17 protein-coding genes are annotated in these 17,127 nt (G+C 68.3%); 7 read left to right on the plus strand and 10 right to left on the minus strand.

Annotation, left to right across the window (positions count from 1 at the left end; all coding sequences use genetic code 11):
- Nucleotides 1-9 precede the first annotated feature (9 nt).
- From ACFCV3_RS00250 to ACFCV3_RS00265, 4 genes are all read right to left on the minus strand, one after another.
- Nucleotides 10-1,314: a hemolysin family protein gene (locus ACFCV3_RS00250; RefSeq protein WP_376024660.1), complete on the minus strand. Its 1,305-nt coding sequence runs from the start codon at nt 1,312-1,314 to the stop codon at nt 10-12.
- 7 nt (nt 1,315-1,321) lie between these two features.
- Complete coding sequence (ybeY, locus tag ACFCV3_RS00255; RefSeq protein ID WP_132406537.1) at nt 1,322-1,801, minus strand: rRNA maturation RNase YbeY; 480 nt, start codon at nt 1,799-1,801, stop codon at nt 1,322-1,324.
- Nucleotides 1,798-2,730, minus strand: coding sequence for a PhoH family protein (locus ACFCV3_RS00260; RefSeq protein WP_376026420.1), 933 nt, complete (start codon nt 2,728-2,730; stop codon nt 1,798-1,800). Before ACFCV3_RS00260 ends, ybeY begins: the two co-directional genes overlap by 4 nt.
- Before the next feature lie 152 nt (nt 2,731-2,882).
- On the minus strand, nt 2,883-3,833 hold the full coding sequence (locus ACFCV3_RS00265; protein ID WP_376024662.1) for a hypothetical protein: 951 nt from the start codon (nt 3,831-3,833) through the stop codon (nt 2,883-2,885).
- A gap of 108 nt (nt 3,834-3,941) precedes the next feature.
- Here ACFCV3_RS00265 and ACFCV3_RS00270 point away from each other — a divergent pair, with 108 nt between their 5' ends.
- Together ACFCV3_RS00270 and ACFCV3_RS00275 are read left to right on the plus strand one after the other, a co-directional pair.
- Nucleotides 3,942-4,451: a SigE family RNA polymerase sigma factor gene (locus ACFCV3_RS00270; RefSeq protein WP_376024664.1), complete on the plus strand. Its 510-nt coding sequence runs from the start codon at nt 3,942-3,944 to the stop codon at nt 4,449-4,451.
- Nucleotides 4,448-5,590, plus strand: a complete 1,143-nt coding sequence (locus ACFCV3_RS00275) for a Gmad2 immunoglobulin-like domain-containing protein (RefSeq protein ID WP_376024666.1) — start codon at nt 4,448-4,450, stop codon at nt 5,588-5,590. The genes ACFCV3_RS00270 and ACFCV3_RS00275 overlap by 4 nt, the downstream gene beginning before the upstream one ends.
- A 169-nt stretch (nt 5,591-5,759) precedes the next feature.
- On the opposite strand, the gene ACFCV3_RS00280 is transcribed toward ACFCV3_RS00275, so the two are convergent.
- The 5 genes from ACFCV3_RS00280 to ACFCV3_RS00300 are packed head-to-tail and all read right to left on the minus strand — an operon-like array spanning nt 5,760 to nt 10,446.
- Complete coding sequence (locus ACFCV3_RS00280) at nt 5,760-6,476, minus strand: 16S rRNA (uracil(1498)-N(3))-methyltransferase (RefSeq protein ID WP_376024668.1); 717 nt, start codon at nt 6,474-6,476, stop codon at nt 5,760-5,762.
- A gap of 3 nt (nt 6,477-6,479) precedes the next feature.
- Nucleotides 6,480-7,622: a molecular chaperone DnaJ gene (dnaJ, locus tag ACFCV3_RS00285; protein WP_376024669.1), complete on the minus strand. Its 1,143-nt coding sequence runs from the start codon at nt 7,620-7,622 to the stop codon at nt 6,480-6,482.
- 28 nt (nt 7,623-7,650) lie between these two features.
- On the minus strand, nt 7,651-8,673 hold the full coding sequence (gene hrcA, locus ACFCV3_RS00290; protein ID WP_376024670.1) for a heat-inducible transcriptional repressor HrcA: 1,023 nt from the start codon (nt 8,671-8,673) through the stop codon (nt 7,651-7,653).
- A 49-nt stretch (nt 8,674-8,722) separates the two neighbouring features.
- Entirely contained in the window at nt 8,723-9,808 is a 1,086-nt protein-coding gene (locus ACFCV3_RS00295; RefSeq protein WP_376024672.1) for a Gfo/Idh/MocA family protein, read from the minus strand.
- Nucleotides 9,805-10,446 (minus strand): ThuA domain-containing protein, encoded by a 642-nt coding sequence (locus tag ACFCV3_RS00300; RefSeq protein WP_376024674.1) that lies wholly within the window; start codon nt 10,444-10,446, stop codon nt 9,805-9,807. Before ACFCV3_RS00300 ends, ACFCV3_RS00295 begins: the two co-directional genes overlap by 4 nt.
- 90 nt (nt 10,447-10,536) lie before the next feature.
- On the opposite strand from ACFCV3_RS00300, the gene ACFCV3_RS00305 reads away from it, so the two are divergent.
- The 5 genes from ACFCV3_RS00305 (at nt 10,537) to ACFCV3_RS00325 (ending at nt 14,487) form a co-directional block, all read left to right on the plus strand.
- The gene (locus ACFCV3_RS00305; protein ID WP_376024676.1) at nt 10,537-10,878 is read left to right on the plus strand and encodes an EF-Tu/IF-2/RF-3 family GTPase; all 342 of its coding nucleotides are present in this window, start codon (nt 10,537-10,539) and stop codon (nt 10,876-10,878) included.
- A gap of 10 nt (nt 10,879-10,888) precedes the next feature.
- Nucleotides 10,889-11,656 (plus strand): MBL fold metallo-hydrolase, encoded by a 768-nt coding sequence (locus tag ACFCV3_RS00310; protein ID WP_376024678.1) that lies wholly within the window; start codon nt 10,889-10,891, stop codon nt 11,654-11,656.
- A gap of 77 nt (nt 11,657-11,733) precedes the next feature.
- Complete coding sequence (locus tag ACFCV3_RS00315) at nt 11,734-12,111, plus strand: DUF4870 domain-containing protein (RefSeq protein ID WP_376024680.1); 378 nt, start codon at nt 11,734-11,736, stop codon at nt 12,109-12,111.
- Between the two features lie 50 nt (nt 12,112-12,161).
- Nucleotides 12,162-13,670 carry an NCS1 family nucleobase:cation symporter-1 gene (locus tag ACFCV3_RS00320; protein WP_376024682.1) on the plus strand — a complete coding sequence of 503 codons (1,509 nt, stop codon included), beginning with the start codon at nt 12,162-12,164 and terminating at the stop codon, nt 13,668-13,670.
- Nucleotides 13,663-14,487 carry a DUF3097 domain-containing protein gene (locus ACFCV3_RS00325; RefSeq protein ID WP_376024684.1) on the plus strand — a complete coding sequence of 275 codons (825 nt, stop codon included), beginning with the start codon at nt 13,663-13,665 and terminating at the stop codon, nt 14,485-14,487. Before ACFCV3_RS00320 ends, ACFCV3_RS00325 begins: the two co-directional genes overlap by 8 nt.
- On the opposite strand, the gene ACFCV3_RS00330 is transcribed toward ACFCV3_RS00325, so the two are convergent.
- Nucleotides 14,462-17,038, minus strand: a complete 2,577-nt coding sequence (locus ACFCV3_RS00330) for a DUF3376 domain-containing protein (protein WP_376024685.1) — start codon at nt 17,036-17,038, stop codon at nt 14,462-14,464. The two genes, ACFCV3_RS00325 and ACFCV3_RS00330, sit on opposite strands and share 26 nt — an antisense overlap.
- Nucleotides 17,039-17,127: the final 89 nt, after the last annotated feature.

Below are 17,127 nucleotides of genomic sequence, written 5' to 3' on the forward strand. Positions count from 1 at the left end.
GACTCCTAGTTAGGCGTGCTGGTGGTTCTGGTCGGTGCGGCCGGCGGCTGGTTCCTCGCGGCGCACCAGCACAGTACCGACCTGGTTGCGGCGGCCCGACGGGCGCTCCGCGGTGAGTGACAGGCCGGCGATCTCGACCTCGGCACCGGGGATCGGCACCTTGCCGAGCAGCTTGGCCATCAGGCCGCCGACGGTGTCGACGTCGTCGTCGTCCAGCGGTACGCCGAACAGTTCGCCGAGCTCGTCGATCGGGTACCGGCTGGAGACCCGGAAGGCGCCGTCGGACAGCTCCTGTACCGAGTCCGGGTCCTCGTCGTACTCGTCGGTGATCTCGCCGACGATCTCCTCGAGGATGTCCTCGATCGCGACCAGGCCCGCGGTCCCGCCGTACTCGTCGACGACGATCGCGAGGTGCATCCGGGCCGCCTGCATCTCGCGCAGCAGCTCGTCGACCGGCTTGGAGTCCGGCACGTACATACACGGGCGCATCACCGACTCGACCCGCTCGGTCGACTCGGCCGAGGCGTTGTCGTAGACGCGGCGCATCACGTCCTTGAGGTAGACGACACCGACGATGTCGTCCAGCGACTCACCGATCACCGGGATCCGCGAGTAGCCCGAGCGCAGCGCCAGCGAGGTGAGCTGGCGCAGCTTCTTGTGCTTCTCGATGTAGACCATGTCGGTCCGCGGCACCATCACCTCGCGGGCGATGGTGTCGCCGAGCTCGAAGACCGAGTGGATCATCTGCCGCTCGCCGGACTCGATCACCGCGGACTTCTCCGCGTAGTCGACCAGTGCGCGCAGCTCGGCCTCGGTCGCGAACGGGCCCTCGGCGAACCCCTTGCCGGGGGTGAGCGCGTTACCGATGATGATCAGCACCTTCGGCAGCGGCCCGAGGATCCGGGTCAGCGCCATCACCGGCCCGGCCGAGACGATCGCGAACCGGTCCGAGTGCTGCCGGCCCAGGGTCCGCGGTGCGACCCCGATGATCACGTACGAGACCAGCACCATCACCACAGCAGTGATCAGCACGTGCTCCCAGGTGACCAGGATGACCTCTGAGAGTGCCTGGGTCACCAGCACGATCGCCGTGATCTCGCACATCAACCGGAGCAGCAGCAGCGAGTTCAGGTAGCGCGGCGCATCCGAGAGCAGCGCGCTCAGCCGGAGCGCCCGCAGGTTGCCCTGCTCGACCTGCTCGTTGGCCCGCACCTTCGAGTACGACGACAGTGCCGCCTCCGCACCGGCCAGCAAGCCGGCCAGCAGCACGAGCACCGCAGCAACGACCAGGAGTACTAGGTCGTGAGAGCTCACGGCAACGTCACTGTCCTTCGAGTCGATTCCCGGGAGCACGCCAGGCCTCGAGCAGCCGGCCCTGGATGTCCCACATCTCCGCCTTCTCGGCCGGTTCGGCGTGGTCGTACCCGAGCAGGTGCAGGATGCCGTGCACAGTCAGCAGCTCCAGCTCGGCCCACGTACCGTGGCCGGCCTTCGCGCCCTGGGCGGCGGCCACGGTCGGGCACAGCGCGATGTCGCCGAGATGCCCAAGCGGCAGCTCGGCGTCGTCACCGCCGTCCGAACCGGGCCGCAGCTCGTCCATCGGCCAGGACATCACGTCGGTCGGCCCCGGCAGGTCCAGGAACTCGACGTGGTACCTGGCCATCGTGTCCTCGTCGACCAGCTTGATCGACAGCTCGCATTCGGGGTGCAGCCGCAGCGACGACATCACGAACCGGCTCAGCCGCATCAGTCCGCCACCGTCGATCTCGACGCCGGACTCGTTGTTCACTTCAACGTTCATCTTTGGTGCTCAGCGCCCCGTTGTCCTTCGTAGTTCTCGTACGCCGAAACGATCCGGCCGACCAGCTTGTGCCGGACCACGTCGTGCGAGGTGAGCCGGCAGAACTCCAGGTCCTGGACACCCTCGAGGATGCCCTGGACGACCCGGAGGCCCGAATTCGTCCCGGTCGGCAGGTCGACCTGGGTGACGTCACCGGTGACGACCATCTTGGAGCCGAAACCGAGCCGGGTGAGGAACATCTTCATCTGCTCCGGCGAGGTGTTCTGCGCCTCGTCCAGGATGATGTAGGCGTCGTTCAGCGTCCGGCCGCGCATGTAGGCCAGCGGCGCGATCTCGATCGTGCCGGCGGTCAGCAGCCGCGGGATCGACTCCGGGTCGAGCATGTCGTGCAGGGCGTCGTACAGCGGGCGCAGGTACGGGTCGATCTTCTCCGACAGCGTGCCGGGCAGGAAGCCGAGCCGCTCACCGGCCTCGACGGCCGGCCGGGTCAGGATGATCCGGGAGACCTCCTTGGCCTGCAGCGCCTGGACCGCCTTGGCCACCGCCAGATAGGTCTTGCCCGTTCCGGCCGGACCGATCCCGAACACGATCGTGTTCTTGTCGATGGCGTCGACGTACCGCTTCTGGTTCAGCGTCTTCGGCCGGATGGTGCGGCCGCGGCTGGACAGGATGTTCTGGGTCAGGACGTCGGCCGGGCTCTCGCCGGTGGCCTGCTTGATCATCGCGATACTCCGCTCGACCGAGTCGGCGGTCAGGCCGTGCCCGGTCCGGATCACGATCACGAGCTCGTCCAGCAGCCGCTCGGCCAGCGCCAGTTCGGCGGGTTCGCCCTTCAGCGTGATCTCGTTGCCGCGGACCATGATGTCGGCGGCGAACTCCTTCTCGATGATGCGGAGGAACTCGTCCCGGGCTCCGAGCAGGGCCACCATGTCGATGCTGTTCGGCACGACGATCTTGTGCGCCGTCTGCGGGGTGGCGGTGGCGCCGTCTGCGCGCGCCTCCGGTTCGATACTGCGTGGCCTGGACAGGCTCTTCCTCCTGGAGACAGTGACTAGTGAAAAGGGGTGGTGATCCGTCCATGCTAGCCGTCCCGGCCGACAGCCTCACTGCGAATTTCCCGGGACACGCCTGTGGCCGGTCGTTCCGGCGGCAGGTGGACGCCTCCGGGTGACACCCGGCCGGGCGCGGCGGTGCCGGTCAGGACGCCTCGCAACTGGCCGAGTTCGCCGGACCGCTGGGCTCCCGGACCGGCCTGCTCGAGCGCCAGCCGGCGGTCGCGCTCAGCGGCCCACTGCGGCGTCGGGTGCAGGTTCACAGTGACGTTGTCCGCCGGCCGGACCAGTTCGTCGAGCGCGGCCCGGCGCGCAAGCTCGGCTTCCTGCGGCGGTAGGCCGCGGGTCGTCTCGTAGACCCGCAACATCCGGTACGTCGCCTCGATCGCGGCCAGCGTCGACCCCGACCGGGCCGGTGGCGAGTCGAACTCGTCGGCGTGGGTGTTGCGGTTCTTGTCCAGCCCGATCACATGCCCCGGCGTGAACACGTGCAACGACTGGACCCGCGCTGTGGGATCGCCGTCGTACACGGAGAGCTCTCGCCAGGCATGCGCGCCGGAGTAGCTGTCCTGTAGTGCGTGCGCGGCCGCACCGAGGTGCATCATCTCGTCCCGCGGCGACGCGGCCGCGTGGGCCGCGGTCAGCTCCGCGAAGAGGTACTCGGTGTTCGACTCCAGGTTGTCGGCACCGCGTCGATAGGGGTCGGCCATGAAGTGTGCTCGCTGCGCGTCCGGGTTCGCGTACGCCGAGTGACCGGTCGGCCCGAGTCCGACGTACACGAAGGGTTTGCCGGTACCGGCGAAGTTCTTGATCACACCGGCACCCAGCGGGCGGTCCTGGTAGGCCTGGGCCTTGTCGAGCTGTTCGGAGTACTCCTGGCGGCTCAGACCGTCCCGGGACAACCGGTCGTACAGACGCGCGACGGCGGCGTACGTGATGTCCCGGTGCCCGCACCAGTGACCGTCTCCGTGTTGCTTCATGCACAGAGAGTGCCACTCTGACGGTTCATCGAATCCTGTTGTCAACCTGGGACGAGGCCTTCGCGTCTCTGTTGTGTGGCACAACCTGCGGTGGTGTACGAAGAGTGCGTGACACATGAGTCCTCGTGGAATGCCGACGAGGCGCTGACGGCTGTCTACACGGCGCACTACACGTCGCTGGTCCGCCTCGCCGCCTTGCTGCTGCGTGACACCGGAACGGCGGAGGAGATCGTGCAGGACGCGTTCGTCGCGATGCACGGCCGCTGGCACCGGCTGCGCGACCCCCACAAGGCACTCGCCTACCTGCGCACCGCCGTGGTGAACCGCACCCGCTCCCGCCAGCGCCACCTGGTGGTGGTCGACAAACACCTGCCGCGCAGCCTGCCGGACGAGCCCAGCGCGGAGCAGGCCGCGCTGCGGACGGCCGAGACCGACCGCGTGATCGAAGCAATGCGCAACCTGCCGGAGAAGCAACGCACCGTGATGGTGCTGCGGTACTACGGTGACCTGTCGGAGGCGGAGATCGCCGACACGATGGGCATCAGCCGGGGATCGGTGAAGAGCCACGCCGCGCGGGCGACCAAGTCGCTGCGCCAGCTCCTGGAGCGGACCGCATGAACAACCAACCAAACGATCCGTTCGACGAGCTGATGCGGCGATCTCTGGCCGAGGAGGCCGACCGGATCGAGCCGACCGACGCGCTGCCCGAGATCCTGGACCGAGCCCACGCCGTACGACGCCCGGTCGCGCGCCGCCCGTGGGTCGTGACAGCCGGCCTGGCCGCGGTCGGGACGGCCGCTGCCGTCGGAGCGTTCACCGTCTTCAACGGCAACTTCAACACCGCCGACGAGGGTGACGCAGTCGCCGGGCAAGGCACTGTCACCTCGGCCGGCGGTGCGCCGACCACCACGCCGGACACTCCCCGGAGCGAGCCGACCAAGGCACCGACCGTGCGTCCGTCAGAGGCCACGTCGGCCTCTCCCCAGGTCGGTCGCGGGATGCCCGAGCAGGTGGTGTCGAACAAGGCCGTCCCGGTCTACTGGCTCGGAAGCGCGACCGCCGGCAAGCCCACGCAGAAGGCGGCTCCGCAGACGAGATCGTCGACCCGGCTCTACCGGACCTGGTCCAGGGTGAACGGACGACCGGCATACCAGGCGGTCCGGATCATGACCTCGAAGCAGCCCAGCGATGCGGACTACTACTCGTTGTGGAAGGGCGCCGAGGTGGGCTCGGTGACTCTGGACGGCGCAGTGGTCACCGTCGACTTCAAGCGGTTCCCGGAGGGGAGGGTCGACGAGGAGACTGCGCACCTGGCCGCCCAGCAGCTCGTCTACACCGTGCAGGGTGCGCTGGAGGACAGCACCCGGCCGATCCAGGTCACCCAGCGCGGCCGGACCGGCGTCCGGCTGTTCGGCCAGGTCGACACCAGCTTGCCGCTCGGCCGCGCGCAGGCGCTCGACGTCCAGGCACTGGTCTCGATCGAGTCGCCGACCGAAGGGGCGCTGGTGTCGGGTGGCGTCGTCACCGTGCAGGGCACGGCGGCGGCCTACGAGGCGACTGTCAACTACCGCGCCACGAACCTCAAGACCGGCAAGCAGTACAGCAGCGTCGTGAACACAAGCGAGGGCCAGAAGTTCTCGCCGTTCACCATCGAGCTCAAGCTCGAACCCGGGGCCTGGCAGATCGAGGCGTACCTACTGTCCGGCGAGGACAGCTCCGTCAGCGACCTGGACACCAAGACGATCGAGGTCCGCTAGCCCGGGAGCCTGCAGTGTGGGGTGCATGTTGGGCCGTTCACGGCGGCCATCCTCCCCAGCCGTTGTGAGGTGGGCTGGGGAGTCCTGACGGTTGTTTTCGGGTGGTTATGGTCCCCAGCTCGGTCGCCGAACCACCCAAGCGCTGGCCTCAGCGGGCCGCACAGCCTTATCAGCTCCAGCGGGACCGGGCGAGGAGCGCTGAGGCGGCGGCTACGCCGGCGGTTGACGTGCGGAGGACGGTGTTGCCGAGGCGGACTGGTTCGGCGGGGAAGGCGGCTAGTTCGGATGGGGCGATTCCGCCTTCGGGGCCGATGACGATGACGACGTCGCCGGTGGCCGGTACTTCGAGGTCGGCGAGTGGCACGGTTGCTTCTTCGTGCAGGATCACGGGGAGGGCCGCATTCTGCACGAGCTTGGCGATCTCCGGGGTGGTGGCGATCGGGGTGACTTCGGCGAACCATGAGCGACGGGATTGCTTGCTGGCCTCGAAGGCCCAGGCCTGCCACTTGGCGAGGGTCTTCGCGGATCGCTCCGGGTTGCTGCGGAACTGGCTGCGCTCCGCGTTCCACGGCACGATCACGTCGGCGCCGATCTCGGTCAGCATCTCCACGGCCAGCTCGGCCCGCTCGCCCTTCGGCAGCGCCTGGACGACGACGAGCCGCGGCGTACCGGCCGGGTCGCTGCCGCGCTGGTCGACGGTGACAGTCAGCCCGGTCTTCGAGGCGGTCGCGACCGGCCCTTCGGCCCAGGAGCCGCGCCCGTCGGTCAGGCGGATCCGCTCGCCGGGGCCGATCCGCCGGACGACGGCGGCGTGCCGGCCTTCCGCGCCGTCCAGTGTCAGCTCTTCGCCGTCGAGCTCGGCGGCGAAGAAGACCGCGACGCCCATGGTTTAGTGCTGGCCGAAGGCGTCGCGGAGGCGGCCGAAGACGCCCTTGTGGGCGGCCTGGATCTGGCCGTGCGGACGCTCCTCGTCACGCGCCACAGCGAGCTGCCGGAGCAACTCCGCCTGGCTGTCGTCGAGCTTGGTCGGGGTCTCGACGATGACCTGGACGATCAGGTCGCCGCGACCCGCATGCCGCAGCCGCGGCACACCACGCGCAGTCAGGGTCATCGCCGTACCGGACTGGGTGCCGGGGCGGATCTCCAGCGGGGTGGTCTCGCCCTCCAGCGTCGGCAGGTCGATCGTGGTCCCGAGCGCGGCCGCCGTCATCGGCAGCGTGACCGTGCAGTGCAGGTCGTCGCCGTTGCGGGTGAAGACCTCGTGCTGCTCGACCTCGATCTCGACGTACAGGTCACCGGCCGGACCGCCGCCGGGACCGACCTCACCCTGACCGGACAGCTGCACGCGGGTGCCGGTGTCGACGCCGCCGGGGATCTTCACGGTGACGGTACGGCGGGAGCGGACCCGGCCGTCGCCCGCACACTCGACGCACGGGTTCGGGATCGTGGTCCCGAAGCCGCGGCAGTTCGGGCAGGGGCGCATGGTGCGCACCTCGCCGAGGAACGAGCGCTGGGTGTGGGTGACCTCGCCACGGCCGTGGCAGATCTCGCAGGTGACCGGCTCGGAGCCGGCCGCCGCACCGGAGCCCGAACAGGTCGGACACAGTACGGCGGTGTCGACCTTCAGCTCGCGGGTCGTCCCGAACGCGGCCTCGGCCAGGTCGATCCGCAGCGGGATCAACGCGTCCTGGCCACGTCGCGTCCGCGGCCGCGGCCCGCGGGTGGCCCCGCCGGTCTGGCCGAAGAACGCGTCCATGATGTCGGTGAACGTGAACGCCTGACCGCCGCCGAACCCACCGGGCCCGCCACCGGCCGACGCGAACGGGTCGCCGCCGAGATCGTGCATCTGCCGCTTCTGCGGATCGCTCAGCACCTGGAACGCGCGGCCGATCTCCTGGAACTTGTGGTGCGCGTCCTCGGAGTCGTTGACGTCGGGGTGGTACTGGCGCGCCAGCTTGCGGTACGCCTTCTTGATCTCGTCCGCTGAAGCGTCACGGCTGACGCCCAGGACGGCGTAGTAATCGGTGCTCATACTCCAGACCAGGGGTTAAGTGAATGCGTCATGACTCAGCCAATATCTGGCTGACGTAGCGCGCGACGGCCCGTACGGCGCCCATCGTGCTGGGGTAGTCCATGTGGGTCGGGCCGACGATGCCGAGGGTGGCCAGCGCCTCCGACTTGGACCCGTAGCCGGTCGCGACCACCGAGGTGGTGGCCAGCTCCTCGTACGGGTTCTCGTGACCGATGCGGACCGTCAGGGTCTGCGGGTGGGTCGCCTCACCGAGCAGCTTGAGCAGGATGACGTGCTCCTCCAGCGCCTCCAGCACCGGCTTCACGTTCCGCTCGAAGTCGTCGCCGTACCGGGTCAGGTTGGCCGCGCCACCGACCGCGATCCGCTGCTCACCCATCTCGTCGGTGAACGCCTCGAGCAGGGTTGTGACGATCGCCGCGACCAGCGGGCGGTCGTCCGGCGCGAAGTTGTCGGCGACCGTGGCGAGCGAGGTGGCCGCCTCGGTCAGTCGCTGGCCGACCATGGCCGTGTTCAGCCGTGACCGGAGGTCGGCGACCAGTTGCTCGTCGATGTCCTTCGGCAGCTCGACGATCCGCTGCTCGACCCGGCCGTTGCTGGTGATCAGGACCAGCAGCAGCCGGCGCGGTGACATCGTGACCACCTCGATGTGCCGGACGCTCGACCGGTTCAGCGACGGGTACTGCACGATCGCGACCTGGCGGGTGATCTGGGCGAGCAGCCGGACCGTCCGCCGTACGACGTCGTCGAGGTCGACCGCGCCGCCGAGGAAGGACGTGATGGCCTTCTTCTCGGCCGCGGACAGCGTCTTGACCGTGCTCAGCTTGTCGACGAACAGCCGGTAGCCGGCGTCGGTCGGGATGCGGCCGGCGCTGGTGTGCGGCTGGGTGATGTACCCCTCCTCCTCCAGCGCGGCCATGTCGTTACGCACCGTAGCCGGGGAGACACCGAGGTTGTGCCGGTCGACCAGTGTCTTCGAGCCGACCGGCTCGTGGGTCGCGACGTAGTCCTCGACGATGGCGCGGAGTACATCCAGCTTGCGCTCATCCAGCACGCGACCACCCTCTCCAGCCTCTTGGCACTCAAAAGCTCAGAGTGCCAGTCTAGGCGGTGTCGGGCGACGCTCCCAACGGAACTGCTGCGGGGCGCGTCACTGTACTGGCCACATCAAGCGGCTGATCCTGGACCGCAGAGTCGATAAAAGACTCCAGTACGTCGAGCACGTGGTACGCCAGCTCGCCGTTCGCCCGGTGCGGTTCGCCGTTGCGCAGCGCCCGGGCCATGTCCGCCACACCGACGCCCCGACCGGCCCCGGCGTACCCGCCGGCTGTTGCCACTTCCGTCCACTCCCGCTGGGTCGGAGTGACGATCTCAACCGCCCCGTCGAAGCCATTGGGGTCCGGAACCGACAGACTGCCCTCAGTCCCGTGCACCTCGATCCGCGGCAACCGACCGGCCCACACGTCGAACGACATCAGCACGGTGGTCAGTGCGCCGGACTCATGCTCCAGCACGCCGGTCAGGTGCGTCGGAACCTCCACCGGGAAGACAGTCCCGGCCCGGGGACCGGTGTGGATCATCCGCTCCTGTTTCGACTGCCCGGCGCGCGCGGTGACCCGCCGTACCGGACCGAGGAGGGTGACCAGGCTGGTCACGTAGTACGGGCCCATGTCGAGGACCGGGCCGCCACCGGGCTGGTAGTAGAACTCAGGCGCCGGGTGCCACAGCTCGTGGCCGGGCGTCACCATGAAGGCGGTCGCGGCGTGCGGTACGCCGATGTCACCACGGTCGATCACGGCGCGAGCTGTCTGGGTGCCGGTGCCGAGGACGGTGTCCGGTGCGCAGCCGATGCGGAGGTCGTGCGCGGCGGCGTACTTGAGCAGCGGGTCGGCCTCGGCGCGATCCATGGCCAGCGGCTTCTCGCCGTACACGTGCTTGCCGGCGTTGAGAGCAGCCTGGTGTACGGCGGCGTGGGCGGCCGGAATCGTCAGGTTGATGACGATGTCGACGTCGTCGGCGGTGTACAGCTCATCGGGTGTGAGCGCGCGGATGCTGTCCGTGGCGACCGCCTGGGCGCGCGCGAGGTCCAGGTCCGCGACCGCGACCACCTCGACACCGGGCAGCTTGGCCAGGTGATCGAGGTAGGTCCCGGAGATGACTCCGGTGCCGACGATGCCGACTCGTGTCACTTGCTCGCCCACAGCAGCCCCCGCTCGATGATCGTGCGCACCTCAGGAACGTCGAAGTCGTCGAGCTTGTGACCGACCGTGCAGACGAACACCCGACCCTCGCCCCACGTGCGCGTCCAGACCACCGGCATCACGGCGCCCTCGATCCACGGGAAGTCCGGGTGCGTGTCGAACTTGGTGGTCGCCAGCACGTTGTTGGTCGGGTCCGCGTGCAGGTAGTACTGCTCGGTGTGGACGTCGAAGTGCGTGATGCCCTCGACGATCGGATGGTCGGCGACCACGTCGACGCGGTAGTCGATGAAGTTGTGCGGGTGCGAGACGAACTGCCCGCCGGTGACGAAGCTGTAGTCGGCGTTGTCCCGGAACGAGTCCACGATCCCGCCGTGCCACCCGGCGAACCCGGTCCCGCCACGGATCGCCTGCTCCAGACTCTTCAGGTGCTCCGGGGCGGCGGTCGACATCGTCACGCACTGCAGGACGAGGTCGACTCCGTCCAGGTCCAGGTAGCTCTCGGTGCTGTCCGACGTGGTGACGTCGTACCCGTTCTCCTTCAGGTAGGGGATGAACAGCTCGGTCGCCTCGACCGGCACATGCCCGTCCCAGCCACCCCGCACCACCAGCGCACGCTTCGTCGTCACATCGACCACCCTCGAAAGTTTCGCCGCAATTACCGGAAGATTCGACCTCGACCTTAAGCGCCCGGCCCCGACGCGGTCTAGGGTCGGATCATGGGCTGGAAGTTCTGGAAACGACCGCAGGCGAACACCTTCCCGGGGACGCGGCCGCAGGACGTCGTACCGCCGGGCGCGTTCGCGCTGACGGTCGAGGACGTGTTCTCGATCACCGGTCGCGGGACGGTGGTGACCGGGAGGGTGCAGGCCGGCAGCGCGGCCGTCGGGGACCAGGTCGTGATCACGCGGGCCGGGCAGGTGGTGTTCCAGACTCAGATCACCGGGATCGAGATGTTCCGCAAGATCACCAAGGTCGCGAAGGCCGGTGACAACGTCGGGCTGTTGCTGCGCGGGGTCACGAAGGACCAGGTGGCCGAGGGCGATGTGATCGGCAAGTAGGGTCGTCGGTATGAGCTGGACCGAGCTGGGCGACAGGTGTTGGGTACGTCGGTACGACGAGTGGGACCTGAATGTCGGGCTGGTCGTGGGGTCCGGTGGGGCGTTGGTGATCGATACCCGCGCGACGGCCGAAGAGGCTGAGGAACTGCTCGGGCATGTTCGTGAGGTGACCGAGCTGCCGGTGCGGTGGGTGGTCAACACGCACTCGCACTTCGACCACGTGAACGGGAACGGCGTGTTCACGGAGGCGACGGCGTACGCGCACGAGAACACGGTGGCGGCTGCTGGGCTGGCGGCCGTGTCGTTCTCGGTGGCGAAGGTGATCGACCTCGGTGATCGCCGGGTCGAGCTGCTGTACCTGGGTAACGCGCACACCGCCGGCGACGCGGTGGCCGTCGTACCGGATGTGAACGTGTTCTTCCTGGGTGACCTCGTCGAGGAGTCGCAGCCACCGCAGTACGGCGACGACTCGTTCCCGCTCGAGTGGCCGGACACGCTGGAGCGGATCATCGGCACCATGCCCGCCGGGGCGATCGTCGTACCGGGGCATGGCGCGGTCGTCGATGCCGCGTTCGCCACCGCGCAACGCGACGAGATCGGTCAGGTCGCGAACACGATCTCCGATCTGCACCACGCCGGGACCTCACTCAAGGACGCGCTGAAGCACACCGAGGGCTGGCCCTGGGACGGCGCCGACCTGCAGAACGCGATCAAGCGCGCGTACGGCGTCCTCGGGCCGCCGCGGCGCCCGACGATCCCGTTGCTCGGGCCGGGCTGATTGCCTGAACGTGCACAAGTGCACGATCGATGCGACAACTTGATCATCGGTACACCTGACTCCCCTACGGTTCTGGCATGACCGAACCGCAGAACAACAACTTCCAGCCGCCGCCGTACCAGCAGCAGCCGCTCAGCCCGCAGGACGAGCGCACCTGGTCGCTGCTCGCCCACGTCGGCACGATCGTGCTGGGCTTCATCGCCCCGCTGATCGTGCTGCTCGTCCAGGGTGAGAAGTCGCCGATGGTGCGCGCGCACTCCGTCGAGTCGCTGAACTTCCAGATCACCGTCACGATCGGGTACGTCGTCTCCTCGATCCTGATGTTCGTGATCATCGGCATCTTCACGTTCTTCGCGCTCTGGATCGCCGCGCTGGTCTTCGCGATCCTCGCCACCATTGCCGCCAGCAAGGGTCTGCCCTACAAGTACCCGTTCGCGCTGCGCCTGGTGAAGTGAAGTAGCAGTTACTCGTTGACACAGGTTCGGTGAAAGGCGCAACTTGATCCATGGCCACGACTGAGCAGACCACGCATCCCGACGGCCGGGTCGAACTGACCGATCCGGACGTGATCGCGACCAGCAGGTACGGGAACGCGGAGCTCGCGCCGACCCGGCTGCGGGACCGGAACTGGACGACGTACAACTACGCCGCCCTCTGGATGGGGATGGCGCACAACATCCCCAGCTACCTGCTGGCCGCCGGGCTGGTCGCGCTCGGGATGAACTGGCTGCAGGCGTTCGTCACGATCACCCTTGGGAACCTGATCGTGCTCGTCCCGCTGTTGCTGAACAGCCACGCCGGGACGAAGTACGGCATCCCGTTCCCGGTCTTCGCGCGCGCCTTCTACGGCGTCCGCGGGGCGAACTTCCCGGCCCTGCTGCGGGCGTTCATCGCCTGCGGCTGGTTCGGGATCCAGACCTGGATCGGCGGTCAGGCGATCTACGTGATCGTCGGCGAACTGGCCGGCAAGGGCTGGACCGAGGCGTCCGTGGTCGGCGGTCACCCGTGGACGCTGTGGCTCAGCTTCGGCTTCTTCTGGCTGCTCCAGATGGTGCTGATCTGGCGCGGTATCGAGGGTCTGCGCCGGTTCGAGAACTGGGCGGCGCCGCTGGTCACGGTGGCGTTCCTGGCGCTGATGATCGCGATCCTGGTCAAGGCCGGCGGCTTCGGCCCGATCCTGTCGCAGCCCTCGAAACTCGGCTGGGACGCCGACTTCTGGAAGATCTTCGCGCCGTCACTGATGGGCATGATCGCGTTCTGGGCGACGCTCAGCCTGAACATGCCGGACTTCACCCGGTTCGGCAAAGGCCAGCGCCAGCAGGTGATCGGCCAGATCATCGGCCTGCCGACGACGATGTCGTTCATCGCGCTGGTCTCGATCATCACCACCTCCGGCACGGTCCTGGTCTACGGTTCGGCGATCTGGGACCCGGTCGAGCTGACCCGGCGTTTCGAGAACCCGGTGGTCGTCACGATCGGTCTGGTGATGGCGATCCTCGCGACCATGTCCTGCAACGTCGCGGCCAACGTGGTCAGCCCGTCGTACGACTTCGCGAACGCACTTCCACGCTGGCTGAACTTCCGCACCGCCGGTCTGCTCACCGGCGTGATCGGCATCGTGATCCAGCCGTGGCGGCTGATCTCCGACCCGTCGATCTACATCTTCGTCTGGCTGTCCTTCTACGGCGGCCTGCTCGCCTCGGTCGCGGGCGTCCTGATCGCCGGCTACTGGTTCATCGACCGTACGGCGCTCGCCCTGCCCGACCTGTACAAGTCGTCCGGCCGCTACTGGTACACGTCCGGCTGGAACTGGCGCGCCGTCGTGGCCACGGTGTTCGGCTCGGTCCTCGCGGTCGGCGGTGCGTACTCGAACCCGGGTGCCGGACCGTTCCCCGCGGACGGCCTGATCCCGTTCCTCAAGCCCTTGTACGACTACTCCTGGGTCGTCGGCCTGCTAGCCGGTTTCGCTGCCTACTACCTGCTCAGCAAGCCGGTACGGTTGGCGCGTGGCTGATCGGTATGGGAACGACGTACTGAGTGGGGACTGGCGCAAACCCAAGAACGGGCGGACCGTCGAGGTCGAGATCGAGAAGGGCATGGTCGTCGAGGAACCCTCGTCGGGGTTCGTCGGGGCGATCGTGCGCTGGGAGCACGGCGTGGTCGATCTCGAGGACCGGCACGGCAAGATCCGCTCGTACCCGATGGGTCCTGGCTTCTGGCTGGACGGCAAACCGGTCAGTCTGAAACCGCCGAAGAAGGCCGGTCCGGCCAAGAAGACCCGTACGGCGTCCGGTTCGGTGGCCGTCGACAACGTCCGGGCGAAGGTGGCGCGGGCGAGCCGGATCTACGTCGAGGGCCGGCACGACGCCGAGCTGGTCGAGAAGGTCTGGGGTGACGACCTGCGGATCGAGGGCGTCGTCGTCGAGTACCTCGAAGGTATCGACGACCTGCTCGGGATCGTGAACCGCTTCCAGCCAGGCCCCGGCCGGCGGCTCGGCGTCCTGGTCGACCACCTGGTCGAGGGCTCGAAGGAGTCCAAGATCGCTGCGCAGATCGACAACCGGTACGTGCGGATCGTCGGGCACCCGTTCATCGACGTCTGGGAGGCGATCAAGCCGTCCTCGGTCGGGATCAAGGCCTGGCCGCGAATCCCGCACGGCCAGGACTGGAAGAAGGGTGTGCTGCAGTCGTTCGGCTGGCCGGCCACCGACCAGGCCGACGTCGCCGCGGCCTGGAAGCACATCCTGTCCAAGGTGAACAGCTTCGCCGACCTCGACCCGAGCCTGCTCGGCCGGGTCGAGGAGCTCATCGATTTCGTGACGCTGGACTGATCTCCGGCAACCGCTTCGCGATCCACGCGCGGATCAGCCGGCGCGCTCGCCGTACGTACCAGGTCAGCGCACCGAGCAGCGCAGCCGCGGCCAGCACCATCCCGGCCAGTACGGCGGCGACGATCCGCACCCCGGACGCGTCGACCACTCCGGCGACAATCAGCAGCACGACACCGAGCCCGAGCGCGACCAGTGGCATCCACGGCTCGAAGAGCAGTGGGCGCTTGGATGGCGTCAGCTTGGCCCCGCGCACGAGCCGGTCCCACACGGTTTCCCGGGCCGGTTCGGTGAACCAGCGCGCGGTCCGCAGCAGCCACGTTTCCGGCTGCTGCTTGCGGCCGGCCATCGCCCTGACCGCGTTACCCACCTGCGGACCAAGGCCGCCGGAGACATCGACCATCCGATCCGCCAGGCCCTTGGTCGTCGCGCGTCCCTCGGGCGACTGGTTCAGCTCGTCGCGCATCGTCGTCAGCGCACGGAGCCCGGCATCGGCCGGGAAGTCCTCGGCCAGCCGCTGGATCCGCTCCGCGACCGCCTGTGGCTTCCAGTCCTCGGCCAGCAGCACCTGACGTTGCGTCTCCCGGATCCAGTCCGCATCCGCGCCGAGCATCGCGCCGAGATGCGCCACACAGTGCAGGCGGCCCATCAGCCAGTCCCACCGCCGCCAGTCGGCGGCACCGAACGCACCGAAGTGACCGACCTGGCTGCCGTACAGAATGCGGTCCTTCAGGTCGTCGGCAATGGATCCGGCCGGCAGATCATCCAGCAGGGTCAGGGGAATATCAGGTCCGAGGCGCAGGAACTGGAACGGCGCGCTGCGCTGCTGCGGTGTCCGCGCCGACGTACACCGCGAGACGATCTCCACTTCGAGCGCGGTCTCGACGAGGTTCCAGCCGATCACCGCGATCAGGTCCGCGAACGCGGAACCCAGTGCCTGCTGGATCTGCAAGTCCTCGAAGATGTCGCTCAGCCCGACCGCGACCGCCTCCGCGCCACCGGCCGGCCGCAGGTCGAGATCGGCCGTGGTGAGCTGATCGGTCAACGCGTCCCGGACGGCCTGCGTCTTGAGCAGACAGTCGCTGATCGCCTTCAACCGACGCTCGAGCTCCGGCCGCTCTTCAGCCGGTGCCACGCTGATCCGGTTGCGCAGCGAGCGCAGGATCAGGCGAACCACGCGCTCGGCCGCGCCGGTCCCCCACAGCCAGCGCGGGTCACCGTTCTTCTGCAACGGCTCGATCGAGCCGTCCGGATCCGGAACCCACGGGTGATCGGTCGCGAGGATCTCGTCGATCTCCGCCTCGGACAACGCCGTGGCCGCGTCGAGCACGGTGGACTGGTCGTGGCTCGCGATCGTGACGGCCTCCCAGACTCCCCCGGCGGCCCGGCCGCGCGAGTACGCCGGTTGCAGCGCCGTCGCGGCGGACCGCAGCCGGTCCCGCTCAGCTGGTTGCTCCATGCAACGATCGAACAGCCGCTGGGTGTCGGACCAGGACGCGTCCGCCTCCAGCAGCAACCGCTCGAGCTGCTCGACATCGGAGCGGAAGTCCACCTCACGCGGGAACTGCACGGCCGACAACGCCGCCACCCGCCAACTCGGTTCCTTCGCCTCGGGGAGCGCTGTCGACGCACTCCCGATCCCGGCGGACGGTACGACGTACAGGACGTATCTGCTCGCCCGCCCGGCGACCGGCCGGCGCGCGACCACGTCGAGCACCGGACCGAACGGCGCGTTGTCGAGCACGCCACCATCGACCAGCCAGGCACCGGACTCCGCCGTTGTCGGCTGCATCCGCGGCGGCGACGCCGCCAGCTTCGGCGTCTCCAGCACCGGCCCGAACGCGGCCGGGAACGACGCACTCGCCCGCGCGGCCCGGGCCAGCAGCTTGGTGTCCTTCAACCCGTTCGTGTCCTTGACCTCGAACGTCCGGGTCGCGCCGTCGTACTTCGCCGCGTTCTCACTGGTGAACGCGAACAGATACCGATGATCCGGTACGACGAATCGCTGGCCGGCCGCATCCCGCGCTTCGAACTGCTGCACGCCGAGTCCGGACGCGGTCACGAACAACGTGACCGGCTCCTCAGCCGCTGTCTCACCCGCATCCGCGACACCCTTCAGCAGACTGTCGAGCTCCTGCAGGAAGTAGTTGCCGTCGAGCACCGAAGACGACTTCGCACCGGCCGACGGAACCAGCTTGCCGACCTCGAGCGATCCGAGCCCGACCCACTTCTGCCGCAGCCACGGCCCGTCCGCACCACCCGGGTCGAGCGTCGACCCGTTCGAGATGGCTGTCGCCAGCAACGATCCGTTCAACCCACCGGCGCTCGTACCGGCGATGACATCCACGACGACCCGCCGCCGTTCGTCCCCACGCTGACACAGCTCACGCCAGCGCTCGGCCAGCACCGCGTCGTACGGCTGCGGACCAGGCGCCGACGACGACCCCGACGCACGCCGGATCAGATCCAGCTCATGCGTCACACCGCCCATCCACACGGCCAAACTGACACCACCGTTGAGAACCAGCGCGATCCGGATCTCATGTTCACTCATAGGTCCCCCTAGCCTCACTGGTACCACTCTGTCACGAAGAGGAACGAAAGCAACAGCAGAGAGTGAACAAAAGGTTGCCCCGTCGAGCA

It is taken from the genome of Kribbella sp. NPDC056345, assembly GCF_042262745.1.
In the GTDB taxonomy this organism is placed as follows: domain Bacteria; phylum Actinomycetota; class Actinomycetes; order Propionibacteriales; family Kribbellaceae; genus Kribbella.

What these genes read in the sequence shown, in the direction of transcription:
- ybeY (WP_132406537.1), bottom strand. Translation starts at nt 1,801, where the DNA reads ATGAACGTTGAAGTGAACAACGAGTCCGGCGTCGAGATCGACGGTGGC.
- ACFCV3_RS00260 (WP_376026420.1), bottom strand. Translation starts at nt 2,730, where the DNA reads ATGGTGGCCCTGCTCGGAGCCCGGGACGAGTTCCTCCGCATCATCGAG.
- ACFCV3_RS00265 (WP_376024662.1), bottom strand. Translation starts at nt 3,833, where the DNA reads ATGAAGCAACACGGAGACGGTCACTGGTGCGGGCACCGGGACATCACG.
- ACFCV3_RS00275 (WP_376024666.1), top strand. Translation starts at nt 4,448, where the DNA reads ATGAACAACCAACCAAACGATCCGTTCGACGAGCTGATGCGGCGATCT.
- ACFCV3_RS00280 (WP_376024668.1), bottom strand. Translation starts at nt 6,476, where the DNA reads ATGGGCGTCGCGGTCTTCTTCGCCGCCGAGCTCGACGGCGAAGAGCTG.
- dnaJ (WP_376024669.1), bottom strand. Translation starts at nt 7,622, where the DNA reads ATGAGCACCGATTACTACGCCGTCCTGGGCGTCAGCCGTGACGCTTCA.
- ACFCV3_RS00305 (WP_376024676.1), top strand. Translation starts at nt 10,537, where the DNA reads ATGGGCTGGAAGTTCTGGAAACGACCGCAGGCGAACACCTTCCCGGGG.
- ACFCV3_RS00310 (WP_376024678.1), top strand. Translation starts at nt 10,889, where the DNA reads ATGAGCTGGACCGAGCTGGGCGACAGGTGTTGGGTACGTCGGTACGAC.
- ACFCV3_RS00315 (WP_376024680.1), top strand. Translation starts at nt 11,734, where the DNA reads ATGACCGAACCGCAGAACAACAACTTCCAGCCGCCGCCGTACCAGCAG.
- ACFCV3_RS00320 (WP_376024682.1), top strand. Translation starts at nt 12,162, where the DNA reads ATGGCCACGACTGAGCAGACCACGCATCCCGACGGCCGGGTCGAACTG.
- ACFCV3_RS00330 (WP_376024685.1), bottom strand. Translation starts at nt 17,038, where the DNA reads ATGAGTGAACATGAGATCCGGATCGCGCTGGTTCTCAACGGTGGTGTC.